This is a genomic window from Streptomyces sp. NPDC028289 (genome assembly GCF_055565975.1).
Genome location: NZ_JBVHTI010000004.1, coordinates 55,203 through 78,528, shown reverse-complemented (window position 1 = coordinate 78,528; position 23,326 = coordinate 55,203). Strand labels below are relative to the sequence as shown.

Genomic DNA, 23,326 nt, shown 5'->3' with positions numbered 1-23,326 from the left:
ACGCGGGAGCGGAGCGGACCCCGCCGCTGACGCCCGCCGCGGTCACGGCTCGCGGTGCTCGTGTGCCGCCTGTTCCAGGGCGGCGGCCTCCGCCTCGGCGATGCGGGTCTCCTCCTCGACGTCGATCGAGCGGGTCAGCCACCAGTACAGCAGCGCCGAGACCGGCAACCCGATGAACAGGGAGATGTCGGCGCCGTCGAGAGCCTTGGCGGCGGGACCGACATAGAGCGTGCCGACCGAGAAGAACGGGATCATGGCGGCGAACCCGACCAGGTACGAGACGATCCCCTGCCAGCCCCAGCGGCCGTAGATGCCGTTCGGCTTGAAGATCTCGGCGATCGCGTAGTGGCCCCGGCGCACCACGTAGTAGTCCATCAGGTTCACGGACGTCCACGGGATGAACAGGTAGAGCACCAGCAACAGGAAGTTGTTGAAGTTCGTCAGGAAGTTCGACGTCGCCGCCAGGGCGCCGATCAGGGAGAGCGCCGCGGTCACCACGAGGGTGACCAGACGCACGCCCAGGGTCGGCCGCACCCGTCGGAACGAGTCGATGGCGCTGATCAGCGTCAGCGAACCGCCGTACATGTTCAGGGCCGTGACGGAGATCAGGCCCAGCGCCGAGAACAGCAGCACGATCGCGCCGAAGCCGTCGAAGACCTTGTCGCCGGCGGCGTTGATCGACGGGATCGTGTCGAAGCTGTCACCCGCCCAGCCGGCCAGCAGCGTCCCCAGCACCATCAGCCAGATGCCGCCGAGCGCCGAGCCGAAGTAGGTCCAGTAGAAGGTCTTGCGGACGGTGACGTCCGGCGGCAGATAGCGCGAGTAGTCCGAGACGTAGATGGCCCAGCTGATCTGGTAGCCGGCGACCACGCCGAACTGCGCCAGGAACGGGGTGGCCTTGAAGGCGCCGAGGTCGAAGGAGCCCGCCGGGTAGTGCAGCGTCACCAGGACACCGACGGTGAAGATCCCGAAGACGACCAGGAACGTGTAGGTCAGGAACCGCTCGGCCTTGTGGATGACGTCGTACCCCACCAGCGCCACGACCAGCCCGATCACCGTGACCACGACCACCCACAGCTTCACCCCGCCGTGGATCGTGGTGTCCAGGGCCTGCCCGGCCAGGATGGTGTTGAACACGTTGAAGCCCGCGTACTGCACGTACGCGAACAGCCACACCAGCAGCGCCCCGACGTAACCGAACTGCGGGCGGGACTGGATCATCTGCGGCAGTCCCAGCTGCGGCCCCTGCGCCGAGTGGAACGCCATGAAGAACGTACCGATCAGCGTGCCCGCGACGATCGCCAGCAGCGACCAGATCAGGTTGCCGCCCTCCGTGATGCTGATCAGCCCCACCGCCAGGGTGGCGATCTGCGCGTTGGACATGAACCACAGCGGACCCAGATGCCACAGCTTGCCGTGCCGCTCGTCCAGCGGCACGTAGTCGATGGACCGGACCTCCAGACCGCTCACCCGCGGTTCCGCCGATGTGCTCATGGCACCTCCCAGGCCCAGGTCCGTCGCTCTGACCTCATTCTTCCCCCGGACCGATACGGATGAGGCCTGCGGAATCCGTGTTCCGTACACCGGAAGGCCCGTCTATCGCGCGGACCTGTCGTCCTGCCCGCACACGGCCTTGTCGCCCTGCTCACAGCCAGCCCTGTTGCCCTGCTCACAATCGGCCCCGAACCGCTCCAGGCGTGGCGGCGGTCATGTCGCAGGACGGACATTTTGTCTACGTTCGCAGGTCTGTGTCCCCCGACCCGAACTGCGAAGGTTCCCGCCATGCTCAACCGAACCCTGTCCGTCGTGGCCACGGTGGTGACCCTGCTCGCCGGAGCCGCGCCGGCGGCCATGGCGGCCGACACCGGATCCGGCACCACCGACTTCCGCACCGCCGTCCAGGCGCAGGGCCCGGCCCGCGTGACCGCCGCCGTCCTCGACCTGGACGGCGTCGGCGGGGAACCCGCCGTCTACGGCGACGACACGCCGTACGACACGGCGAGCATCGTCAAGGTCGACATCCTCGCCGCCATGCTCCTCCACGCGCGGGACCACCGGCGCGCCCTCACCGCCCGGGAGAGCGCCGAGGCGGAGGTGATGATCCGCGACAGCGACAACACCGCGGCCACCGCACTGTGGCGGGCCATCGGCGAGGCCCCCGGCCTGGCGTCGGCCAACGAACGGCTCGGACTGACCTCGACCCAGGGCGGCCCCGGTGGCCTGTGGGGACTCACCCGGACCACCGCCGCCGATCAGATACGACTGCTGCGCGCGATCTTCGGCACCGGCGCCACGCCCCTCGACACGGCGTCCCGGAACCGTATCGGCACCCTGATGACCGAGATCGCCACCGACCAGTCCTGGGGCGTCTCCGCCGCCGCCGACGCCGGGTGGGCGCTGAAGAACGGCTGGCTCATGCGCACCACGACCGGCCGGTGGGACATCAACAGCATCGGGCGCATCACGAGGGGCGGTCATCACTACCTCGTCGCGGTCCTCTCCGACGGCAACGCGTCCATGCCGGACGGCGTGAACCTGGTGGAACGAGCCGTCCGCACCGCCGTCTCCGAGACGGCCGCGCCCTGACCCCCTTGGCCCACCGCAACCCGCCCGCCGCCCGAAATACCCCTAACGTGCACTAGAGGCGACGGAGGCGGGCAACGGGAGGCAGGGTGGCGGGTGCGGGCGGGCCGACGGCCGGGCGGGGCCGCACGCGCCGGTGCCGCGGCGCGGCACCGTACAGCCGGGCCGCACGCGCGATCCGGATCCCGAAACGGGCCCGCGACCCGCGCGCCTCCGCCTCCGCCAGCGCGGTCGTGGTCCCCGCCCTGCGGATCGCAGCCGCCTACGCCTGGCGGCTCATCGTGGTCGGCATCGTCGTCTACGGCGTCTTCGTCGTCCTCGGCCGCTTCCAGCTGATCGCCGGCGCCGTGTTCCTGGCCCTGGTCATCACCTCGGTACTGCGCCCCCTCGCCGACCTGCTGGCCCGGTGGCTCCCCAGGCCGCTGTCCGTGGCGGTGAGCCTGGTCGGCAGCATCTGCCTGTTCTTCGGCCTGCTGGCCCTGGTGGGCAACGCGGTCGCGCAGGAGTCGGCGACGCTGGCCGACGAGTTCCGCGGCGGCATCCACCGCATCGAGGTATGGCTGCAGCGACCGCCCTTCCGGCTCGGCCCGGGCGCCCTGTCGCACCTCCAGCAGCAGATCGTCGACTACATCCAGGCCCACCGCTCCAACCTGGCGAGCAGGGCGCTCAGCGGCTTCGGCACCCTCGTCGAACTGGTCACCGGAGGCGCGCTCGCGCTCTTCACCTCGGTCTTCTTCATCCACTCCGGCGAACGGCTGTGGGCCTGGACGAGCAGCGAACTGCTGCCCGTCGGCGCCCGCGGCGCCTGGGACCGGGCGGGGCACGCGGCCTGGCGGACGTTCGCCGGATACACCCGCGGCATCATCATCGTGGCCGCCACCAACGCCGTCCTCGTCGGCATCGCCCTGCTCGTCCTGCGGGTGCCGCTCGCGCTGCCGCTCACCCTGCTGGAGTTCTTCGCCACGTTCGTCCCGCTGGTCGGCTCACCGGTCGCGCTGAGCGTGGCCACGGTGGTGGCGCTGGCCGGGCGCGGCCCGCTCACGGCCGCCGCCGTCCTCGTGCTCATCGTCGTCATCGGCCAGCTGGAGGGGCATGTGCTGCATCCGCTGGTGATGAGCTGGGCGGTACGGCTGCACCCCCTCGTCGTCGCCGTCTCCGTCATCGCGGGCAGCATCGTCGCGGGGGTGATCGGCGCCGTCGTGGCCGTGCCGTTCATCTCCGTCGTCTGGTCGGTGGCGCGGGCCCTGCGCCCGGTGCCGCCGCCCTGACCCGGGAGCCGGAAACTCAGCCCTCCTTGGCGGGGCGACGGCCGCGCTTCGACCCGCGCCGGGTACGACCGGACGGCGCGGAGGCGCCGGACGCGCCGGGGACGTCGGGCGCTGAGGCGAACTCGGATGCGGCCGGAGTGGCGGAGGGGCCGGGAACCCCGGCCGCGGCGGGCGCAGCGGACGGCACGGCAGGGCGGGGTGCCGGCATGCCGTCGTCCCAGGCCTCGTGCGCGCCGAAGGGATCGGCCGGCCCGTCCGCGAGCAGCGCCGCCAGCTCGGGCGTGGCGCGTGCCCTGACGGTCGCGAGCGCCAGCGTGTCGGCGTCGGACTCGGTGCCGCTGCGCCAGGTGACGGTGCCCGGGAGCATGACGAGGGAGGTCGTGCCGGACTCTGCGGCGGACGGCCGCAGCTGGACCCGGATGCCGTGCCGGTCGGCGAGTCTGCCCACCACGAACAGGCCCATGTACTGGTAGACGTCGGCGTCGGCGGTCGGGGGGTTCGCGAGCTTGTGGTTGATCAGCGCGAAGTCCTCGGGCGCGAGGCCGATGCCCTGGTCATGGATCTCGACCATGATCCGGGTGTCGGGCAGCCGGGTCGCCGTGACCCGGACCGTCGAGCGCGGCGAGGAGAACGAGGTGGCGTTCTCCAGCAGCTCGGCGAGCAGATGCACCAGGTCGGTGACGGCGCGGCCGTGGATCTCGGCCTCCGGGATGCCCTCCAGCTGGATCCGCTCGTACTGCTCCACCTCGGAGGCCGCCGCCCGGATGACGTCGACCAGCGGCAGCGGGTGGTCCCACTGCTGGGTGGGGCGCTCGCCGCCCAGCACCAGCAGGTTCTCGCCGTTGCGGCGCACCCGCGTGGCCAGGTGGTCCAGCCTGAACAGGTTCGCCAGCTGCTCGGGGTCGGCCTCGCGCTCCTCCAGGTCGGTGATCAGGGCGAGCTGGCGCTCGATCAGCGACTGGTTGCGGCGGGAGAGGTTGGTGAAGATCGTGTTGACGTTGCCGCGCAGCAGGGCCTGCTCGGCGGCCAGCCGGACCGCCTCCCGGTGCACATGGTCGAAGGCGCGGGCGACCTCGCCGATCTCGTCGGTGGTGGTGATCGGGATTGGCGTGACCCTGGTGTCCACCTGGCCGGGCACGGCCTGCGACAGCTGGGTGATCACCGCGGGCAGCCGCTGCTCGGCGATCTCCATCGCCGAGGCGCTGAGCCTGCGCATGCCCCGGCTCATCGAGCGCGCCACCCAGGCGGCGAGGAGAACGGCCGCGAGTACGGCGCCGAGGGCGACGGAGCCGTTGGTGATCGCGTCCCGTCTGGCGTCGGCGGCGATGCTGCGGGCAGCGGCGAGGGCGGTGTCGGTGAGACGCACCTCGATGCCCCGGTAGGCGTCGAAGGCGAGCGCGGAGGCGGCGAAGAACGACTCGGGTGTGATGCCCTCGGCGGCCAGCTGCTCGGTCGTCCGCCCGGCGGCGATCTCGCTGATCATCTTCGTCAGGGCCGGCGGCATGACGAAGTCCTGCCCGGCGGCCTTGGCCTTCCGGGCGGCCTCGGCCGTCTGCTGTGCACCCTTCTTCTGCGCGTCCGCCAGCGCCGCCCGCAGCCGGGTCATGTCCCCGGCGGTGCCGGCGCCCGCGTACTCCTGGAGGCCCACCTGCTCCAGGTAGGCGTAGGAGCTGAACGAGCCGAGCTGGGTCTGCAGTTCGCCCCCGGCGAGCGCGTCGCGGTTCTCCACCAGCAGGTGCGTGCCGATACTGCGGACCAGGGACTCCGCCGCCTGGGTCAGGGAGATGGCGTACAGGGTCCGCCCGAAGCTCGCCTGGTTGTTGCTGCCGAAGCCCAGTTCGTTCGAGAGCTCCATCAGCGGGTGCTGGACGGCGTGGTAGCTCTCCTCCGTCTGCACCCCCGACGACTTGGCCGTGAACGCGTTGGCCCGCACCGCCGCCAGCTGTTTCTCGCCCGCCCGCACCAGCTCGATCCGCCGGGTGAGTCCCGCGGTCTTCGGTGCCCGGGCCACCGCCGCGTCGAACGCCTTCGCGTCGGCGTCGGTGACCTTGCGGGCCGCCACCACGGCGGGGGCGTCCCGCTTGCCCTGCAGGAGCGGGATGACCGAGACGTCGCGCTCGTTGATCGCGTCACTGGCGTAGGCGTTCGCCGCCTGCACCAACTCCGCCACGTGCACCGCGTCGTTGGCGTCCCGCAGCGTGTCGATCGAGTTCTTCACCCGGAGGCCGCCTAGGCCGAGCGCCACGAGCACCGGGATCAGCAGGATGGCCTGGAGGCGTCTTGCGACGCGCCAATTGCCGGTCAGAGGTCTGGACTTGGACAAGATCGTCCCATTTCACAACAGGGATGGCGTGCAGGGCTGTGCGCAGCCCGACGTTCTGTGGCCAATTTCTAACACCCAGCGATCGGAATCGGCCGGTGTTTGCGTGAAGCGGTTTCTCCGAAATGGTACAAAGCTCAACCAAAACCATCGATGGTCAACGCACGGACCATGGGCCGAGCGGCCTGCGCCCTCGGTCTGTCCGGCGGGTTGAACGGGTAGCGCTTGCCGGGACGCTGCGCAGCCGGGCCTCCTTCGGAGGGCCCGCCCTCGCCGACTACCGCGAGGCACCCGGCCGAGGACCGCTCCGGGCACTCCAGACGACGGTCGGCGGTACGACCCGTGCGCACAGCGGCATGCCCCGGGCGTCGGTCAGCCCGAGGCGTCCGACCAGCAGCCCGTCCCGGGCCGCCGCCTCGGCCACCGGGCCGGGGACGGCGCCGAGCATCAGCTTGGCCCTGCGGAACATCGTGAAGGCGCCCCCGGCGTCCGCGGTCACCCAGGACAGGTAGACGAACCGGCCGCCGGGACCGCCCTGGACGTACGGTCCGGTGAAGTCGACGCCGGTGGCCGAGACCGCCGTCGTGCAGGGCAGGTTCCAGGTCGCGGAGGCGGCGTCGCCGGGCTGCGGGTCGAGTAGCTCGGCTGGGCGGTTGCGGCGCTGTACGGCGACATGGATGCCGCCGTAGCGGGAGAAACCGCTGTCTCCGGGCGCCGGGCAGGAGCGGCCGGGCAGGTCGGTGGCGTCGATGCGGAGGTCCATGGCGGCCATGCGGCAATCATCGCCGATGTGCCCCTCGCCCCGGCCGGGCGGCGGACGCGATGAGCGGTCCGCCGGCCGGCCGGGCGTGGTCAGCGCTTCGTGTAGATGAAGCCGACCTTGTCCAGCTCGTCACCGGAGCGGCCGTGGAAGCCGGCGATCTGCCAGCCCGACGGCGCGGTGCGGGTCACGCAGTCCGAGGTCGTCGCACCACCGGCGAGGGTGCGGCCCAGGTTGGTGGTGAACTTCGCGTAGAAGATGCGGGTGGTGTTGTTGTACTTGCCCTCGCACAGGTACGCCGTCGTCACGTACTCGCTGCTGCCCAGCGTCAGCGAGGACGCAGTCCCGCCGGTGCCGCCGTGGGTCAGCGTCGTGCCGTCGGCGAGGGTGACGCCGACCTGGTCGACACGGGAGCCCGAGCGCAGCGAGATGCTGGTGGCGCGGGCGCCCGCGGCCACCTTGTCGATGTCCTGGTAGTAGTCGCCGTGCGGACCGCCGAACTGGTCGCTCAGCTGGAAGTCGGCGTTCTGCGACCAGGAGAAGCCGACCGTGACCGGGTCGTGGTCGGAGAGCATCAGGCCGTCGCTCGTCAGGAACTTGGCGTGCTCGTTGTTGTACGAGGTCGCGTTCAGGTTCACCAGCTTGCTGCTGCGGTACAGGACCTTGTCGACGACCTCGCAGGTGTTGGGGACGGTCGCCGCGGTGTCGTCGCAGACCAGCGCGTCGCTGCCCTTGGCCGGCGCGCTGCCGCCGCGGACCAGCTGCACCCAGGCGTCGGTGAGCCCGTTGTTCGAGGCGAACTCCGCGATCGTGTCGGCGGAGCGCGTGTACCGGGTGTTGGTGTCACCCATCACCACGACGGCGTTGCCCGCCGAGTGGGTGCTGATGAAGTCGGTCAGCTGGCTGAGGTTGTCCGCCCGGGAGGTCTCGTCGCCGTCGTTCGTGCCCGCGTTGGTGTGCAGGTTGTAGAAGTCGACGTAGACGCCCTCGGCGAGTCGCTCGCGCATGAAGGTGAAGCCCTTCGGCGTGAGGCAGTCGCCGGAGTCGAGCTGGCAGGAGTTCCAGCCGACGCGCTCGAAGTCGTCGCCGTCCCAGGCGTAGTTCGAGACGGTGTTGAGCCCGCTGCCGATGCCCGCGCCCCCGCTGGTGGCGGTGCGGTAGGGGTGCGTGTCGGTGGCGTACAGGTACGCGTGGTAGTTGAAGTCCTCCTGGACGTTGACGATGTCGTACGGCGCGATGCGCTTGCCGATCTCCGTGGTGCTGGTGTCGCGCGGGGTGGGTGCGCTCGACAGGCCTTCCGGAAGTCCGGCGACGTTGTACGTGAGCACGCTGAACGTGCCCGAGCCGGCCGCCGCGGCCGGAGTGGCCGTCGCCGTGAGCCCGCCGAGAGCGGCGACCGCGGCCGCCAGACAGGCAACGAGTCTGCGCATGGGGTGTCTCCTACGGGGAGGGTGTGCGCTGAGGGTTGTGGGCATGCCAATGAGGCACGCCAAAACGTAGCGGCAAACGCTTTCTCCCGAACCCCCCTTGTTACTAACCAGTTTGGAAATTCCTCATGACGCGCGGAAGATCCGCTTCTGCCGTGGAGCCGATCGGGCGCTGCCTGTTACTCACTTTCGGGTGAGCCGGGCGCTGTTCGTCCAGGGGGCCGGTGGCGGCCGAGGCCGTTGCCTGCGGGGCGGAAGGGAGTTAAAGGGTGTCAAATCCGTCCATTCAACTAATAAATGGACGTTACATCCGAGAGTCATAGGAAAGCGAAGGATCTGTAATAGGCGCCGTGTGCCGCCCGGTCTGCCCCCGGCGGGGGCGCAGGGTGTGGCTGCGCGGCCGACCGGTCGCCACCTCGCCCCACACACCCCTCGCGGCCTGCGGCTTCGCGCCGCACGCGGCTGGAGTGTGCTCGAACCCCGTGAAGGGGGAACACGTGTCCGTTTCCGTTTCCGCGACCGCCCGCCGTCTCGGTTCCGCCGCAGTCGTGGCGGCTGCCCTGGTGGGCGTCACGGCCCTGCCGGCCGCGGCGACCGCCGCCCGACCCGCGGTGCCGCACCGCGACGCGGTCGTCATCAGTGCCGTACAGCACGACCTGCAGGGCCGCGCGGTCTTCTCCGGCCGTGCCCTGAACCGGGAGTGGGTGGACGTCACCAACACCTCGCGCCGGGAGGTGAACCTCAGCGACTGGTCGCTGTCGGACGCCGAGGGCCACAGCTACACCTTCCGCCACTACCGCCTGGCGGGCGGCGCCACGGTCCGCGTCCACACCGGGGAGGGCCGGGACACCAGGACGGACCTGTACCAGGACCGCCGCTCCTCCGTGTGGAACCGCGACGCCGACACCGCCACCCTGCGCAACGACCGCGGGCGCTACGTCGACTCCGCCTCCTGGGGCCTGCACCACCGCCGCGACGCGGACGAGCGGCACGCTTTCGCCCACCGTCCTGGTGACGAGCGGCACGCCTTTGCCCACCGTCCCGGTGACGAGCGGCACGCCTTTGCCCACCGTCCCGGCGACGAGCGGCACGGCTTCACCCACCGTCCCGGTGACGAGCGGCACGCCGTCGCCCACCCGGCCGTGGAGGACCCGCACGCCTTCAGCCACCGTCGCTGACCCGTGAGACATCCGCCGCCGGCCCCGTCGAGGGGCCCGGCGGCGGATGTGTGTGGCTGCGGCGCCCCTTGTCAGGCCTGGACGACCGGCCCGCTCACCGTGGACGTGAAGACGACCTCGCCGTCCTGTACGCCGACGACGTCGACGGTCGCCGTGCCGTCGCCCCTGGACGTCACCTCCGTGACGTCGATCCAGCAGGGGCTGTCGAGTTCGACGTAGCGGTTGAACGACGTGGACGTGCTCGCCGGGATCAGCGCGCGGGGCGCCAGCCGGGCGCAGGCGGCCTGCCGGGCGCCCTCCATCAGGACCATGCCGGGCAGGTGGTCGCCGTCGTGGTCGAACAGGATCGGGTGGTCCAGGTCCGGGGTGAGCAGCCAGCGGTCCGGCGTGTCCGTGGCCGTCAGTACCACGTCGGCGGGGGAGGTGCGGCCGACGGCCGCCGGTGACATCGGGTCGGCCGCGACGGCCGGGTCGGCCGAAGCGGCCTGATTCTCCGGCCGGTTGGCACGCAGTCGGGCGTAGACCGGCGGTGTGACGACGGAGTACCGACCCTCCCCGCGGGCCACGGGGACGCCGTCCCGGCGCAGGGTGAACCCGATGCCCATCCGGCGCGCGGACGCCCGGCCGTGCGGTGCGGAGTCCGGGCAGGCCACGTCGAGCTGGAAGTCGGTGGGGCGGGAGGCGATCCGCAGCCGCTCCAGATCGGTGTGGCAACTGAGCGACCACAGCACGAAGTGATGGCCGAGCGGTACGCCGTGCTCCGCGTGCGTCACGAACATGCCGGCCTGCCGAAAGGTCTCCGCGGCCTGGAGCGGGTCATGACTCGAACCGTCGGCGCTGTTGAAGAACGTGTGGGCGCGGGGCCACTGTCCGGTGAGGGAGAACCGCCTCCCGTCGGCCTGGGCGGTACAGCCGGTGAGGAACACCTCGGCGAGGGACGCCCGGTGGACGTACTCCTTGGGGACCGTGGTGGTCAGCCGAGGCAGTACGGGCAGACCGACTCCGATCTCGCTGGCGGACAGACTCATCGATGACCCCCCGTCGGAAAGCTCTTCGTTGGCTTGAAGCTCTGTTCGACGCCTATAAGATACGGACCTACCGGTTTTCTCGGGTCGGCCACTAGGTAAAGGATTCACCAAGCGTGGTTCGACTCGATCCATGCATGACTCCGCTCAGTGGTGGTTTGGCCAAGTATTTTTGCGCTCAACCACGCCGAAGGCACGGCGAAAAGCGGACTAACTGGCGGATGTCGACGGCTTGTTGTCGTGGGATGCGGGGTCCCTGTCGCCCCCTGAAAACCCGGTCGACGGTCTCTTTCGGCCAAGATCCAGGGAGTTGGCCCGCCCCTCGCGGTACCCGAGCCCCACCTCGCCTCCACAGCCCCTGCATGATGGTCGAACGGCCTGCGAGAGGGAGACCCGATGGAATCATTGCGCACCCTGCGCCTCGCCGCCGTCAACATAGACGGCGTCCTGCTCAACGACAGCTTCAGCCCCGTCCTGCACCGGCTCGTCCTCAAGTACGGCGGCACGTACACCCGGGAGCTGGAGCAGCGGCTCTTCTCGCAGTCCCGGCTCGCGGCCGCGAAGGTGCTGATCGAGGAGACCGGCGCCGGAGTGAGCGAGCAGGAGGCCATCGCCGACTACTTCGCGGAGCGCGAGCGGTACGTGCGCGACCACCCCGTCCACACCCTCGACGGTGCCGAGGAACTCCTGCACCGCCTGCGCGCCCTGGGCCTGGACGTCATCTGCTACGGCGGTCTCGACGACACCCACTTCCGCCGTCATCTCGGCGCCTGGGAGCACCTGTTCACCGCCCCCCACTACATCTGCACCAACGACTTCCGCCCCGGCATCCGGGAGATCGTCCGGGACCGCTTCGGCCTCGACTACCACCAGACGGTCTTCATCGACGACGTCGCCCGCTTCGCCGGCCACGCCAAGGAGCTGGACGTGCCCTTCGTCGGCCACCCCAGCACCTTCGAACACGGCTTCCAGCGCGAGCTGATGCGCGAACTGGGCGTCCGGCACCTGGTCGGCGGCCTCGCCGAGATCGACGAGGAACGCCTGCGCACCCTCGACCGCGAGGCCGGGCTCGGCACCGTCTGGCAGGACGCCGGCTCCCTCTCCGGCGCACGTGAGGTGACCGGATGACCGCGGGGGAGGGCGCCGCTCGGAGATGATCGACGACTGGTTCGCCAGGTCCCCGAGATCGAGGGTGCGCGCCCACCGCTCCGCCCCGCAGGCCCGTGCCGTCGATCCGGAGGAGGCCGCGGAGCCCGCCGCCCGGCGGTGCGGTGACAAGGTGAGCTTCGTCGCGAGTGTCACACTTACCGTGGACGGTGGGCGCACCGCCTGGTGAACTGCCCGGCACGTCGCCCGAGCCGACGCTCCGGCCCCGGCGCGGGACCGGGACCGGACGGCGACGGGACCGGCCGGGAACGGGCCCTGCGCGGCCGAAATGCCGACCCCCGATTGGGGTAAGGTACGTCACGTCCGGTTTTGTTTTGACCGAGGAGGGGTCCCCATGGCGCGTCAGGAGCGTGCGATTCGGACCCGGCGCGCTGTTGTCGAGGCCGCCGCCGCGGTCTTCGCCGAGCGTGGGTACACGGCGGCGACGATCGCCGAGATCCTCGAGCGGGCCGGAGTCACCAAGGGCGCCCTGTACTTCCACTTCGACTCCAAGGAAGCCCTCGCACGGGGTGTGATCAACGCCCAGATCAGCGACGACTACTGGGTGCCGCGCGAGCTGAAGCTCCAGGAGTGGGTGGACATCGGCATGACGCTGGCCCACCGGATCCCCAAGGAGGTCATCCTCCTCGCCGGCATACGGCTCTCCGCCGACCTCCAGGGGCGCTCCCTGTTCGGCAGTGCCTGGCCCGCCTGGACCGAGCTGGTGACGGACAAGCTCGTGGAGGCCAAGGAACGCGGGGAGGTGCTGCCGCACGTCACGCCGCGCGAGACCGCGGAGTGCTTCCTCGGGGCCTGGATCGGGACCCAGTTCATGTCCGAGGTGGTCTCCGACTGGACCGACCTCAACGACCGGATCTCCGTCCTCTACAACCACGTACTGCCGGCCATAGCCACCCCCGCGGCCCTGATCCGGCTGGACACCGCGCCGGACCGGGGCGCCCGGGTCGTCGAGGAAGTCGAGCGCCACCGGCAGGAATCGCCCGTGCCCACCGAGGCCTGACCAGCCTCGAACCAAACCGCCTGCCTGGTTTGTCACGTGCCGGGCCGATGCCTCCGGGGCGCGCGAGTACGGCCGTAGTCGCCCGGCCGGGCCTCGAACGCCGACAACCAACCAATCGTGCTGTTTACTGAGGTTCTCGAAGCGCAATGTTGCAGGCCCAGGGGGAATCGGACCGTCCAATTCCGGATTCGCCCGGAACAACAGGGGGACGCGATGGTCAAGCAGCTCCGGGCGGCCCGAACCCGGCAGGCCCTCGTTCTGGCCGCCGCCGAGATCTTCGCCACCGACGGGTACGCGCTGTCCTCGCTGCCCGCGATCAGCCGGCGGGCCGGGGTGAGCGCCGGAGCGCTGCACTTCCACTTTCCCAGCAAGGAAGCTCTCGCGGGCGAGGTGGAGAGCGCGGCCCGGCGGGCCGTCGAGCAACTGGTCGCCGACCGGCGGCCGTCGACCGCCTCCGCGCTGGATCTGCTGGTCACGGTGGTGCGGGAGGTCCTGGCCGCGGTCGCCGCCGACGTCGTCGTCCGTGCCGGATTCAAGCTGAGTGTCGATCCCTCCCGTAAGAACGGCATGGGTTTTGGCTGCTGGTGGCGTGCCTGGGTGTGCGAAGAGCTGCTGCGGGCGCAGCGCGCCGGGCAGCTGGCCGACGGGGTGTCACCGGACCGGGTGGCCGCGGTGATAGTCGCCGCGACCCTCGGCTTCGAGGTGCTCGGCTCGGAGGACCGCGACCGGATCCCAGCCCGGCACGTCGAACAGTTCTGGTCCCTGGTGCTGCCCCAACTCGCCGCGCACGGCGACCAGTTCGCGAGTGTTGCGCTCCCCGGCTCCTCGGCCCCGGGCCAAGAGCATGCCGACCGGCCGGAGTTCGGTTTGACAAACCGCCCGCGCCGTTTTTGACTCGGGGGCCCGGGAACCGCCCCGCACCACCCACGGTGGCGGACGAGCAGGGGGACGGCATGGACATCGGCATACTCGGCGTTCTCGACGTGCGGGAGAGCGGCGTCTCCGTCGTCCCGACCGCATCCAAGCCGCGCCAGGTGCTCGCCGTGCTCGCGCTCCACGCCGACCAGGCGGTCGCCGTCGGCACACTGACCGAGGAGCTCTGGGGACGACGGCCCCCGCGCAGTGCCCGCCCCACCCTGCAGACGTACATCATGCACCTGCGCGACCTCATCGCCCCGGCGCTGCAAGGAGCCCCCGACGGGGCGGGCAAGCGCACCGCCAAACAGGTCCTGCGCACCGTACCCGGCGGCTATCTGCTCGACAGCGGCGAAGGCACCAGCGACGTAAGGGAGTTCGAGCGGATCGCCGGAACCGGATACCGGACGAGGGAGGCAGGTGACCAGCGCGAGGCGGCCCGGCTGCTGCGCGCCGCGCTCGGCCTGTGGCGGGGGCCGGCCCTGGCCGACATCACCGCGGGGGAGTACCTGCGCACCCGGATCCGGGCGCTGGAGGAGAGCCGGCTGTGCGCGCTGGACCAGCGCATCGAGGCCGACCTGCGGCTCGGCCGGCACCGTGAGCTGATCCCCGAACTCACCGTACTGGCCGACCGGCACCCCACCCACGAGAGCCTGTGCGGCCAGCTCATGCTCGCCCTGCACCGCTCGGGCCGCCGGAGCGACGCCCTGGACGCCTACCGGCGACTGCGCACCACTCTGGTGCGCGACCAGGGCCTGGAACCCTCGGCCGCGCTGGGCCGGATACGGCAGTGGGTGCTGTCGGCCCCCACCGACGACACCCCGGCACCCGGCGCGGCGGACCCGCTCGCCAGGATGTGCTGACGGGCCCGCCGGGATCGGCCGGCGGGTTCCTCAGCCGGCCGCGACGTGCCGGGAGATGCGGACGGCGGCGAACTCCGTGCCCGCCACGAACCGCATCATCGGCCCGAACATCGGCGCCGCGAGCGAACCGGTGAAGTACAGGCCGGGCACCGACGACTCGAACGTCCCCCGCAGCGCGGGCGCCTTCGAACCCGGCACGTACGCCAGGTCGCGCCGCACCGTGGGCGACAGGAACGGCAGTGCGTCCAGGTCCAGCCGGTAACCGGTGGCCGCCAGCACGTGGTCGACCGTGAGGGACTCGCGCTCGCCCCCGGGGCCCGCGACGTCCAGACACACCTCCGGCCCGTGGACCACGGCACCCGTGACCCGGCGCGAGGTGTGCACCGGTACGACACCTACCACCCGGTCCCGCAGCCACCAGCCGCCCGAGGGGCCGAGCGCCCGCCGGAACAGCAGCAGCCGGGCCGCCGCGGGCAGCCACCGCACGCCACCGGGTGACGCGCAGACACCCGCCAGGATCCAGCCCGTGCCGAGGGGCGAGGCCGGTTTGGCCACCCGCTGCGTCCAGGGCCGGGCCAGGTCGGGCGTCATGCCCCACAGCACCGTCCGCTCACGGACCAGGACCTGCGTCTCGGCACCGGCCTCGTGCAGCAGCGCGGCGCTCTCCAGCGCGGACTGACCCCCGCCGATGACGGCCACCCGCCGTCCCGCGTACACGGACAGATCCGTGTGGTGGCTGGTGTGCGACACACGGGCCCGCGGGCCCGGCCCCTCGGGCGCGAGGTGCCGCAACTCGTCCGGGACATGGGCGAGACCGTTCAGTCCGGTCGCCACCACGACGGCCGAGGCCGCCATCTCCGTCCCGTCGTCCAGCCGGACGACGAAGCCGGGTCCGGCCGCCGCCCGGTCGACGGCCGTCACCCGGGTCGGCTCGACCCCACCGACGTACCGCTTCTGGAACCACTGTCCGTACCGGACGAAGACGTCGCACGGGATCGGTGTCAGCTCGGTCAGTTCCGGCTCGCCGTGCTCGCGCCGGAAGTCCGCCAGGCGGCCGCCTGGCTCCGGCGCCGACAGGTCGGTCGCGGCCGGCGTCGATTTCAGGTACATCCCGGTGGCCATGGCGTGCCGCCAACTGCCCATCACGTCACCGAAGACGCGCACCGGCACCTCCGCCGCCCGCAAGTGGGCGGCCACCGACAGCCCGTAGGGTCCCGCGCCGATCACGACAACGGGTGGCCGCCCGTTCCCGGCGCCGGCCTGCTCCTGGGCAGGGCGCTGCCCCGGAAGCGACTGCGTCATGCATTCCTCCGCTGGTCTTCTCGCCGCCTTCCCCTGGGCGACGCGACACTGCGGGATGGCACGTCCGGCGTGAAACGGACGTGCTCGTCCCCCCTCCGCGGGTGAGTCTGTCCCACGGGCAGGCGCTGGGAAACGATATCGACGCACGTTGGCCAAAACTTGGTCGAACTATACGACAAGTGACGTTGGGCATGTCATCGACGTGCGAGGGACGGACGCCGACGATCACGGAAGCGACAGGATCGATCTTCACGCCGGCCGGTGCCGAGGACGGCGAGCCGCCGCGCCGACCGCGGCGGACCCCCGGTTCGCCCGCTGGCCGGAGACCGCGGCCACCAGGCCCCGGCGGCCGCCCCTGTACGATCAGCCCGTGAGCACCTACTGGCACGTCGTTCTGCCGCCGCTCTGCGCCTGACGGGCGCACACGCCGACGGATCGAACCCAAGCTCCCGGCCCTGCCTTCGAGGCGGCCCGGTGCCTGTGTGGTGCGCCCGTATCGAAACCAGTCCGCAGACGGTATTCGACGACGGAAGTTCACGACTGTGCCGAACGACACCTCATCCCACTCTTCCCGCTCTTCCAGCGTGCCGGACGGCGCGGCCGCCGCGCGCCCGCGTCCCCGCCGCACCGGCCCGCTTGCCGGACCGCTCCCGATCCTCGCCGCCGCCGTGCTGTGGGGCACCACCGGGACCGCCAGTTCCCTCGCCCCCTCCGGAGTACCGGCCGCCGCCATCGGCGCCGCCGGCCTGGCCCTCGGCGGCCTGCTGCTGTTCCTGACCGCACCCGGCAGTCGCTCCCTGGCCGGGGTCTGCAACGGCGGCGAACGCCGGCTGCTCGCCGTGGGCAGCCTCGCGGTGGCCGGCTACCCGCTCACCTTCTATCCCGCCGTCGCGCGTACCGGGGTGGCCGTGGCCACCGTGATCGCGCTCGGCGGCGCCCCCGTCCTCGCCGGTCTCCTCGCCTGGTTCACCCGCCGGTCCCGGCCCTCGGCCCGCTGGGCCGCCGCGACCGCGGCGGCCGTCCTCGGCTGCACGGTGCTCGTCCTCGGCCCCGGACTCGCCGGTGACGGCGCCCCCGTGGACGCCCGCGGTGTGCTGCTGGCGGGGCTCGCGGGCCTGTCGTACGCGGTGTACGCCCTGGTCGGCGGGCAGCTCATCGCCCGCGGGCACGCCTCCGGCGCCGTACTGGGCGTGATGTTCGCGGGAGCGGCACTGCTCGTGCTGCCGGTGGCGCTGTGGGGCGGCGCCGGCGGCCTGCTGGCGGCGCGGGGAGCGGCGGTCGTCCTGTATCTGGGGGCGGTCACCACCTTCCTCTGCTACCGCCTGTTCGGGCACGGCCTCGGTCACACCACCCCCCAGGTCGCGACGACCCTGACGCTGGCCGAGCCGGCCGTGGCCGCGGTCCTGGGAGTCACGGTCCTGGGCGAGCGCCTGCCGGGCGTCTCCTGGTGCGGACTGGCGGTTCTGGCCCTCGGTATCGTGCTGCTCGCCGTCCCCGGCGGCACCGGCGGGCGAGACACCTGACCCGAGCGGGCAATTAACCGACCGGATGGTCTCTTTTTGGCTGTCCCCGAGGGCGAGATCGCGCCGGATTCCTTCGCCGATCCGAGGGATCGCCACGGTGGCAAGCCACCTGTATGTCGCCGAAATAGCCGCTCTGCACTGCTATTTCGGCGACCGGCCGGAGGGAAGCGCACTCCTGCGGCCGGTCTCCTCCGGTTCGCCGGAAACAGTCCGGCCGAACGCGTGTTGACAGACCGTTCATGCTGTTTTCTACTGGCGGGGTGTCAGATCAGAAGGTCAGGGAGACGCGTGTGGACATCGGGCTGCTGGGTGCACTGAACGTGAGGGAGAACGGGACCTCCATCGCCCCGACCGCGCCGAAGCCCCGTCAGCTGCTGGCCCTGCTGGCACTGCGCGCCGACCAGGTGGTGCCGGTCCGGACCCTGATCGAGGAACTCTGGGCGGGCACTCCGCCGCGCAGCGCCCGCACCACCCTGCAGACCTATGTGCTCCAGCTCAGGGACCTCATCGCGGCGGCGCTGTGCCGGGGCGCGGATTCCGGGGCCGTGGCCGCCCCGTCCGCGAAGGACGTGCTGATGACCCTGCCGGGCGGCTACCTGCTCGCTGCGGGAGGCGGAAGCAGCGACATCCGGGAGTTCGAGCGGCTGTGCCGACAGGGCTGTCGCGCCATGGACGACGGGAACCTCACAGGCGCCTCGGGCACTCTGCGCCGGGCGCTGGACCTGTGGACCGGGCCGCCCTTCGCCGACGTATCCACCGGGGCCCATCTGGCCGTGGAGGCGCGGCGGCTGGAGGAGAGCCGGCTGTGCGCCCTGGACCAGCGCATCGAGGCCGATCTCCGGCTGGGCCGACACCGCGAACTGCTCGCCGAACTCACCGTCCTGACCAGCCGCTACCGCACCCACGAGAACCTGCACGCCCAGTTCATGCTCGCCCTCTACCGCTCCGGGCGCCGCGGCGAGGCCCTCCTCGTCTACCAGCAGCTGCGCACCCTCCTCGTCAGGGACCTGGGACTGGAACCGTCGGCCCGCCTGCGCCGCCTCCAGCAGTCCATCCTCACGGCCGCCGCCGACAACCCCGGCACCCCGTCACACCACGACGACCTGGCGGCACCGGCGCAGGGCGGGGGACTGGCTCGCGCGCTGTGAACCGGTAGCTCCTGGCCGATCGGTTCGGGAACCCGCTGTGAGCCTCATGCGCTGCCCGGCGCGGTGCGCGACGTCAAGGCTGCGGAAACCGTGATGCGGCACCATCCGCACTGGCTTGTCACGCCCGCCCGGGAGGTCGCGCCCGAAGGGTTGATTCCGGCCAGGTCCGAGCGTATAAATAAGCAACTTTCTTTCTTACAAGCGCGTGCAGGCCTTTCCCGGAGGCCGTCGACGGCGAGATGGGGGCACCGTGACCCGCCGTTATCCAGCAGGTCCGCAGGGGTTGCTGCGTTCGCTCAACGGCCGTGCCGTCCTGGAGGCGATCGACGAGGCAGGCCCCGTCACGACCACCGACCTGGCGGGCCGGATCCCGCTCTCCCGGCCGACGGTTGCCGCCGCGGTCGGCCTGCTGCTGGAGCGCGGGGTCATCACCGAGGTGGGCCCGGCGACCGGCCGCAAGGGTCCGGCACCGGCTCAGTACCGGGTGAACGCCGACTGTGCCTTCGCGATCGGCGTGGACGTCGGACACCGCAGGATCCGTGCCGCGGTCGCCGACGTCACGGGCCGGGTGCGGGCGCGCGCCGAGGCCGAGCAGCACGGGGAGCGGGGCGCCGAGGCGTTCGTCGGGCAGATCCTGCACATGTGTGTGGACCTGGCCGGACAGGTCGGACGGGAGCTCGGGGAGATCACCCAGGTCGTCGCCGGGCTGCCGGCCGCGGTCGGCCCCGACGGACGTCAACTGTCGTACACCACCGGGCTGCCCGACGCGGGGAGCGGACTGGGCGAGGCGCTCGGCCGGGCGATCCCCGTCCCCCTGGTCCTGGAGAACGACGTCAATCTCGCTGCCTTGGCCGAGCGCACCCATGGCCTCGGCACCGAGACCGACGACTTCGTCCTGGTCAGCCTCGGCGTCGGGCTCGGTCTCGGGCTGGTGGTGGACGGCAAGGTCCGGCGGGGCGCAACGGGTGTCGCGGGCGAGGCCGGCTATCTGCCCAGCGACCGCATGATCGCGCCGGTGGGGCAGCGCCGCGACCTGGTGCAGGAACACCTGGGCGCCCGCTACATCAGCGCCGAGGCCCGCCGGCTGGGCCTGCCGGGCGACGGCAGCCCGCTCACCGTCTTCGAACTGGCCCGCGCCGGCGACCCCGGCGCGCTGGAGATCGTGGACGACACCGCCCGCAGCGTCGCCTATGTGGTGGCCTGTGTCGTACCCCTGATCGACCCGGCGCTGATCGTGCTGGGCGGCGCCATCGGCGCCAACGGCGATCTGCTGCTCGAACCCGTCGCCCGCCACCTGGCCGATTTCAGTACGTTCCGGCCGCCCATCGTCGCCTCCGGGCTCGGCCAGGACGCCGTGCTCACCGGAGCGACCACCATGTCGGCGAAGCTGGCCCGCGAGGCCGCCTTCGCCGCCGCCACCACCCCCGTCCCCCAGGCCGAGCCCTCGGCTCTGACCTGAGAGACAACGCGGCGACGCCGTCTTGCCGGACAGCGCCGCCGCTCAAGGTCACCGGGCATTGCCGTGCCCGTCGACCGACGACCGATCCGTCACCCAGGGAATCCCGTCTCCGAGGAAGGACGATCAGTGTTCAAACCTATCACCGGGGCCGTGTCCGCCACGGCCGCCGGAGTGCTGCTGCTGGCCGGCTGCACGTCCACCGGGCCCTCGTCGTCAGAACCCGACACCGCCATCTCCGCGGGCGCCTCGCACCAGCCCACCACCGTCACCGTCTGGACCTTCAACCACCTCCCCAACGAGGTGGCCGCTTTCAAGGCGACCCTGAACCGGCTGCACACCAAGTACCCGTGGCTGACCGTGAAGTTCGTGCCGAACAAGGACGACGCCGCCTACGCCAAAGCGGTCGCTGCGGGCGATCCCCCGGACGTCTTCATCAGCTCCGCGCCCGACAACGTGGCGAAGTTCTGTTACAACGGCACGGTCGCCGACATCGGCCCCTACCTCACCTCCGCCAAGATCGACACGGCGAAGACCTTCCCGGCCGCGACCCTCGCCTACACCCGCTACCAGGGCAAGCAGTGCGCGCTCCCGCTGCTGACCGACGCCTTCGCGCTCTACTACAACAAGCAGATGTTCAAGGCGGCCGGTATCACCAAGCCGCCCACCACCCTCGCCGAACTCACCGCCGACGCCAAGAAGCTGACCGTCAAGAACGCCGACGGCTCGATCAAGACGTACGGCTTCGTGCCCCGCTCCGACTACGACGTCAACCGCTACCTGTTCACCGGCGCGCACAGCGGCACCGAGTTCTACGGCAAGGACGGCAGGACCACCTTCGCCTCCGACGCCAAGTGGCAGCAACTGCTGAGCTGGGACAAGGAGTTGATCGGCTACTACGGCGAGGCGAACGTCCAGAGGTTCGTGGGCCGTTACCAGCCGCACGCCGACGACGCGGGCAACCCGCTGCTGACCGGGGCAGCGGCCATGGAGTACGACGGCGAGTGGCACGTCGGCGAGATCGCCTCGGAGAAGAAGGACTTCGACTACGGCGTGGTGCCGATGCCGGTCCTGGACGGCTCGTCGGGCACCTACGGCGCGGGCAGCACGCTCGGCACGGTCGCCTATCTGTCCGCCGGGTCGCAGCACAAGCAGGAGGCGTTCTTCGCGCTCCAGCAACTCACCACCGACACGGCCTTCCTGAACACCCTCGCGGACACGGTCTACAACATCCCGACCACGTTCGCCGCGCTCAAGGCCTGGGACAAGCGGGACGACCCGCACTGGAAGCCGTTCGTCGACGTCTTCGAGAACAAGAACTCCACCTACAAGACGCTCACCCCGGCCGGCATCGAGGACATGGACACCTGGCGGGCGTTCCTCCTCGACTACGAGCAGGGCAAGGTGAGCAGCGCCGCGAGCGGTCTCGCCGGGGTCGGGAAGAAGATCGACGACCTCAACTCCGAGAGCGGGCAGTAGAGATGACGACCGTTCTCGCCCCAGTCGGCGAGGCCCCGGGCACCGCGCGCACGCGCGCCGCCCGGGGCGGGCGGCGGCGCGCGAGCGGGGCCCGCTGGTGGGTCGTGCTCGCCTTCCTGTCCCCGTTCGTCATCGGGTTCTGCGTCTTCGTGCTCTACCCGGTGGCCGCCACGCTCTACTACTCGCTCACCGACTTCCAGGCCGGCTCCTACCGCCCGGTGCAGTTCGTCGGACTGCGCAACTACCGCGCCCTGTTCACCCAGTCCGACACGTTCTGGACGGCCGTGCGCAACACCTTGTGGATGGTCGTCGTCATGGTGCCGCTGCGCACCGCCTGGGCCATGTTCACCGCCTGGGTGATCATCCGGGTCAAGCGCGGCCGGGCCGTGTACCGCACGCTGTTCTTCCTGCCGTCGATGGTGCCCGTGGTGGCCGCCGCCCTGTCGTTCATCGTGCTGCTCAACCCGGTCGGCCCGCTCAACCGGATGCTGAGCTGGGTGGGCATCGACGGCCCCGGCTGGTTCTCCGACCCCGCCTGGTCCAAGCCCAGCCTCGTGCTGATGGCGCTGTGGGCGAGCGGCAACGTCATGGTGATCTTCTCCGCCGCCATGCTGGACGTGCCCCGTGAGCTGTACGAGGCCGCCGAACTCGACGGTGCGGGCCCGCTGCAGAAGTTCCGCAGCGTCACCCTCCCGGCGATCTCCCCGGTGATCTTCTTCGCGCTGCTCACCGGGATGATCTACACCTTCCAGTACTTCACCGAGGCGTTCGTCGCCTCCAGCTCCGCGAACGCCACCTCGTCCAGCAACGACCTGATCGGCTACCCCGCCAACTCGCTGCTGTTCTACTCGACCGAGCTGTACCGGCAGGGCTTCGCGTACTTCAAGACCGGCTACGCCTCGGCCATGGCCTGGCTGCTGTTCCTCGTCATCTTCGCGGCGACCGTGGTCTTCATCCGCGCCTCGCGCCGTTTCGTGCACTACTCGGGCGGTGGCCGATGAGCGCTGTTCCCCTGACCAGGCCCCGTGCCGGGCGCCGAGCGCTGCACGTGCTCGCCGAGCACGCGCCCGCCGTCGCCGTCGCCCTCTGCTTCCTGCTCCCGCTGACGATCGGCGTGCTCACCGCGTTCATGACCCAGCACCAGGCCGGCACGGGCTCGCTGTGGCCCTCGCCCTGGGAGTTCGGCAACTTCGGCGAGGTCTTCAAGGCCATGCCGTTCGGCCGCGACCTGCTCAACACCATGCTCTACGCCGGGCTGTCCACGATCGGCGTGGTCGTCTCCTCGGTGCCGGTGGCCTACGCGCTGGCCCGGCTGAAGTGGCGCGGCCGGGAGGCGGTCTTCCTGGTCGTCCTCGCCGCGATGATGATCCCGGCCCAGGTCACCAGCCTGCCGCTGTACGTCATGTACGCGCACGCCGGCTGGATCGGTACCCTCAAGCCGCTCATCGTGCCGTCGTTCTTCGGCGACGCGTTCAGCATCTTCCTGCTGCGCCAGTTCTTCCTCACGATCCCGGACGAGTTCACCGAGGCGGCCCGGGTGGACGGCGCGGGCGAACTGCGCATCCTGTGGCGGGTGCTGATCCCGATGGCCCGCCCGGCGATCGCCGCGGTCGGCCTGTTCGCCTTCCTCTACGCCTGGAACGACTTCTACAACCCGCTGCTGTACACGGGCAACAGCGACACCGGCCAGACCCTCGCGGTGGCCCTCAGCCAGCTCGCCAAGAACGGGCACCAGAACGCCTATCAACTGCAGATGGCGGCCTCGCTCATGTTCCTGCTGCCGGTCCTGGTGCTGTTCTTCCTGGCGCAGAAGGTCTTCGTCGAGGGCATCGCGCTGACCGGCGTCAAGGGCTGAGCCCTCCGGGGCCGACCTCCCGGGGCCGAGCCGCCCCCACATCTCCCACAGGAGTAC

20 protein-coding genes are annotated in these 23,326 nt (G+C 71.0%); 14 read left to right on the top strand and 6 right to left on the bottom strand.

What is annotated here, in order from left to right:
* Positions 1 to 42: 42 nt before the first annotated feature.
* On the bottom strand, positions 43 to 1,494 hold the full coding sequence (locus ACZ4UV_RS20300; protein ID WP_451017867.1) for a purine-cytosine permease family protein: 1,452 nt from the start codon (positions 1,492 to 1,494) through the stop codon (positions 43 to 45).
* 288 nt (positions 1,495 to 1,782) lie between these two features.
* Here ACZ4UV_RS20300 and ACZ4UV_RS20295 point away from each other — a divergent pair, with 288 nt between their 5' ends.
* Both ACZ4UV_RS20295 and ACZ4UV_RS20290 read left to right on the top strand, forming a co-directional pair.
* Positions 1,783 to 2,586, top strand: a complete 804-nt coding sequence (locus ACZ4UV_RS20295) for a serine hydrolase (protein ID WP_467839519.1) — start codon at positions 1,783 to 1,785, stop codon at positions 2,584 to 2,586.
* A gap of 86 nt (positions 2,587 to 2,672) precedes the next feature.
* Positions 2,673 to 3,851: an AI-2E family transporter gene (locus ACZ4UV_RS20290; protein WP_467839516.1), complete on the top strand. Its 1,179-nt coding sequence runs from the start codon at positions 2,673 to 2,675 to the stop codon at positions 3,849 to 3,851.
* 16 nt (positions 3,852 to 3,867) lie between these two features.
* On the opposite strand, the gene ACZ4UV_RS20285 is transcribed toward ACZ4UV_RS20290, so the two are convergent.
* The 3 genes from ACZ4UV_RS20285 to ACZ4UV_RS20275 form a co-directional block, all read right to left on the bottom strand.
* Positions 3,868 to 6,174 (bottom strand): nitrate- and nitrite sensing domain-containing protein, encoded by a 2,307-nt coding sequence (locus ACZ4UV_RS20285; RefSeq protein WP_467839513.1) that lies wholly within the window; start codon positions 6,172 to 6,174, stop codon positions 3,868 to 3,870.
* A 274-nt stretch (positions 6,175 to 6,448) separates the two neighbouring features.
* On the bottom strand, positions 6,449 to 6,934 hold the full coding sequence (locus tag ACZ4UV_RS20280; RefSeq protein WP_467840684.1) for a DUF5990 family protein: 486 nt from the start codon (positions 6,932 to 6,934) through the stop codon (positions 6,449 to 6,451).
* 89 nt (positions 6,935 to 7,023) lie between these two features.
* Positions 7,024 to 8,361, bottom strand: coding sequence for a jacalin-like lectin (locus ACZ4UV_RS20275; RefSeq protein ID WP_451018428.1), 1,338 nt, complete (start codon positions 8,359 to 8,361; stop codon positions 7,024 to 7,026).
* 494 nt (positions 8,362 to 8,855) lie between these two features.
* Between ACZ4UV_RS20275 and ACZ4UV_RS20270 the strand changes: the two genes are divergently transcribed.
* A complete protein-coding gene (locus ACZ4UV_RS20270; protein ID WP_467839509.1) occupies positions 8,856 to 9,536 on the top strand; it encodes a lamin tail domain-containing protein in 681 nt (226 codons plus the stop codon).
* A 71-nt stretch (positions 9,537 to 9,607) separates the two neighbouring features.
* On the opposite strand, the gene ACZ4UV_RS20265 is transcribed toward ACZ4UV_RS20270, so the two are convergent.
* Complete coding sequence (locus ACZ4UV_RS20265) at positions 9,608 to 10,564, bottom strand: ScbA/BarX family gamma-butyrolactone biosynthesis protein (protein WP_451018430.1); 957 nt, start codon at positions 10,562 to 10,564, stop codon at positions 9,608 to 9,610.
* A 393-nt stretch (positions 10,565 to 10,957) separates the two neighbouring features.
* On the opposite strand from ACZ4UV_RS20265, the gene ACZ4UV_RS20260 reads away from it, so the two are divergent.
* The 5 genes from ACZ4UV_RS20260 (at position 10,958) to ACZ4UV_RS20240 (ending at position 14,506) form a co-directional block, all read left to right on the top strand.
* Positions 10,958 to 11,689: an HAD family phosphatase gene (locus tag ACZ4UV_RS20260; RefSeq protein ID WP_451018431.1), complete on the top strand. Its 732-nt coding sequence runs from the start codon at positions 10,958 to 10,960 to the stop codon at positions 11,687 to 11,689.
* Between the two features lie 25 nt (positions 11,690 to 11,714).
* Positions 11,715 to 11,897: a hypothetical protein gene (locus ACZ4UV_RS20255; protein ID WP_451018432.1), complete on the top strand. Its 183-nt coding sequence runs from the start codon at positions 11,715 to 11,717 to the stop codon at positions 11,895 to 11,897.
* 165 nt (positions 11,898 to 12,062) lie between these two features.
* Positions 12,063 to 12,728: a ScbR family autoregulator-binding transcription factor gene (locus tag ACZ4UV_RS20250; protein WP_351497159.1), complete on the top strand. Its 666-nt coding sequence runs from the start codon at positions 12,063 to 12,065 to the stop codon at positions 12,726 to 12,728.
* A gap of 213 nt (positions 12,729 to 12,941) precedes the next feature.
* A complete protein-coding gene (locus ACZ4UV_RS20245; RefSeq protein WP_467839504.1) occupies positions 12,942 to 13,622 on the top strand; it encodes a ScbR family autoregulator-binding transcription factor in 681 nt (226 codons plus the stop codon).
* A gap of 59 nt (positions 13,623 to 13,681) precedes the next feature.
* The gene (locus ACZ4UV_RS20240) at positions 13,682 to 14,506 is read left to right on the top strand and encodes an AfsR/SARP family transcriptional regulator (RefSeq protein ID WP_467839502.1); all 825 of its coding nucleotides are present in this window, start codon (positions 13,682 to 13,684) and stop codon (positions 14,504 to 14,506) included.
* A gap of 30 nt (positions 14,507 to 14,536) precedes the next feature.
* On the opposite strand, the gene ACZ4UV_RS20235 is transcribed toward ACZ4UV_RS20240, so the two are convergent.
* Positions 14,537 to 15,808 carry an FAD-dependent oxidoreductase gene (locus tag ACZ4UV_RS20235; RefSeq protein ID WP_451018435.1) on the bottom strand — a complete coding sequence of 424 codons (1,272 nt, stop codon included), beginning with the start codon at positions 15,806 to 15,808 and terminating at the stop codon, positions 14,537 to 14,539.
* A gap of 584 nt (positions 15,809 to 16,392) precedes the next feature.
* Between ACZ4UV_RS20235 and ACZ4UV_RS20230 the strand changes: the two genes are divergently transcribed.
* From ACZ4UV_RS20230 to ACZ4UV_RS20205, 6 genes are all read left to right on the top strand, one after another.
* On the top strand, positions 16,393 to 17,331 hold the full coding sequence (locus tag ACZ4UV_RS20230) for a DMT family transporter (protein ID WP_451018436.1): 939 nt from the start codon (positions 16,393 to 16,395) through the stop codon (positions 17,329 to 17,331).
* Positions 17,332 to 17,621: 290 nt separating this feature from the next.
* Entirely contained in the window at positions 17,622 to 18,479 is an 858-nt protein-coding gene (locus ACZ4UV_RS20225) for an AfsR/SARP family transcriptional regulator (protein ID WP_451018448.1), read from the top strand.
* 250 nt (positions 18,480 to 18,729) lie between these two features.
* Positions 18,730 to 19,938: an ROK family transcriptional regulator gene (locus tag ACZ4UV_RS20220; RefSeq protein ID WP_451018437.1), complete on the top strand. Its 1,209-nt coding sequence runs from the start codon at positions 18,730 to 18,732 to the stop codon at positions 19,936 to 19,938.
* 150 nt (positions 19,939 to 20,088) lie between these two features.
* Complete coding sequence (locus ACZ4UV_RS20215) at positions 20,089 to 21,414, top strand: ABC transporter substrate-binding protein (RefSeq protein ID WP_451018438.1); 1,326 nt, start codon at positions 20,089 to 20,091, stop codon at positions 21,412 to 21,414.
* Between the two features lie 2 nt (positions 21,415 to 21,416).
* A complete protein-coding gene (locus ACZ4UV_RS20210; protein ID WP_451018439.1) occupies positions 21,417 to 22,415 on the top strand; it encodes a carbohydrate ABC transporter permease in 999 nt (332 codons plus the stop codon).
* The gene (locus ACZ4UV_RS20205) at positions 22,412 to 23,269 is read left to right on the top strand and encodes a carbohydrate ABC transporter permease (RefSeq protein WP_467839496.1); all 858 of its coding nucleotides are present in this window, start codon (positions 22,412 to 22,414) and stop codon (positions 23,267 to 23,269) included. Before ACZ4UV_RS20210 ends, ACZ4UV_RS20205 begins: the two co-directional genes overlap by 4 nt.
* Positions 23,270 to 23,326: the final 57 nt, after the last annotated feature.

Coding starts and splice junctions, on each gene's coding strand:
- ACZ4UV_RS20250 (WP_351497159.1), top strand. CDS start 12,063: ATGGCGCGTCAGGAGCGTGCGATTCGGACCCGGCGCGCTGTTGTCGAG.
- ACZ4UV_RS20300 (WP_451017867.1), bottom strand. CDS start 1,494: ATGAGCACATCGGCGGAACCGCGGGTGAGCGGTCTGGAGGTCCGGTCC.
- ACZ4UV_RS20205 (WP_467839496.1), top strand. CDS start 22,412: ATGAGCGCTGTTCCCCTGACCAGGCCCCGTGCCGGGCGCCGAGCGCTG.
- ACZ4UV_RS20255 (WP_451018432.1), top strand. CDS start 11,715: ATGATCGACGACTGGTTCGCCAGGTCCCCGAGATCGAGGGTGCGCGCC.
- ACZ4UV_RS20235 (WP_451018435.1), bottom strand. CDS start 15,808: ATGACGCAGTCGCTTCCGGGGCAGCGCCCTGCCCAGGAGCAGGCCGGC.
- ACZ4UV_RS20275 (WP_451018428.1), bottom strand. CDS start 8,361: ATGCGCAGACTCGTTGCCTGTCTGGCGGCCGCGGTCGCCGCTCTCGGC.
- ACZ4UV_RS20265 (WP_451018430.1), bottom strand. CDS start 10,564: ATGAGTCTGTCCGCCAGCGAGATCGGAGTCGGTCTGCCCGTACTGCCT.
- ACZ4UV_RS20295 (WP_467839519.1), top strand. CDS start 1,783: ATGCTCAACCGAACCCTGTCCGTCGTGGCCACGGTGGTGACCCTGCTC.
- ACZ4UV_RS20260 (WP_451018431.1), top strand. CDS start 10,958: ATGGAATCATTGCGCACCCTGCGCCTCGCCGCCGTCAACATAGACGGC.
- ACZ4UV_RS20280 (WP_467840684.1), bottom strand. CDS start 6,934: ATGGACCTCCGCATCGACGCCACCGACCTGCCCGGCCGCTCCTGCCCG.
- ACZ4UV_RS20245 (WP_467839504.1), top strand. CDS start 12,942: ATGGTCAAGCAGCTCCGGGCGGCCCGAACCCGGCAGGCCCTCGTTCTG.
- ACZ4UV_RS20210 (WP_451018439.1), top strand. CDS start 21,417: ATGACGACCGTTCTCGCCCCAGTCGGCGAGGCCCCGGGCACCGCGCGC.
- ACZ4UV_RS20240 (WP_467839502.1), top strand. CDS start 13,682: ATGGACATCGGCATACTCGGCGTTCTCGACGTGCGGGAGAGCGGCGTC.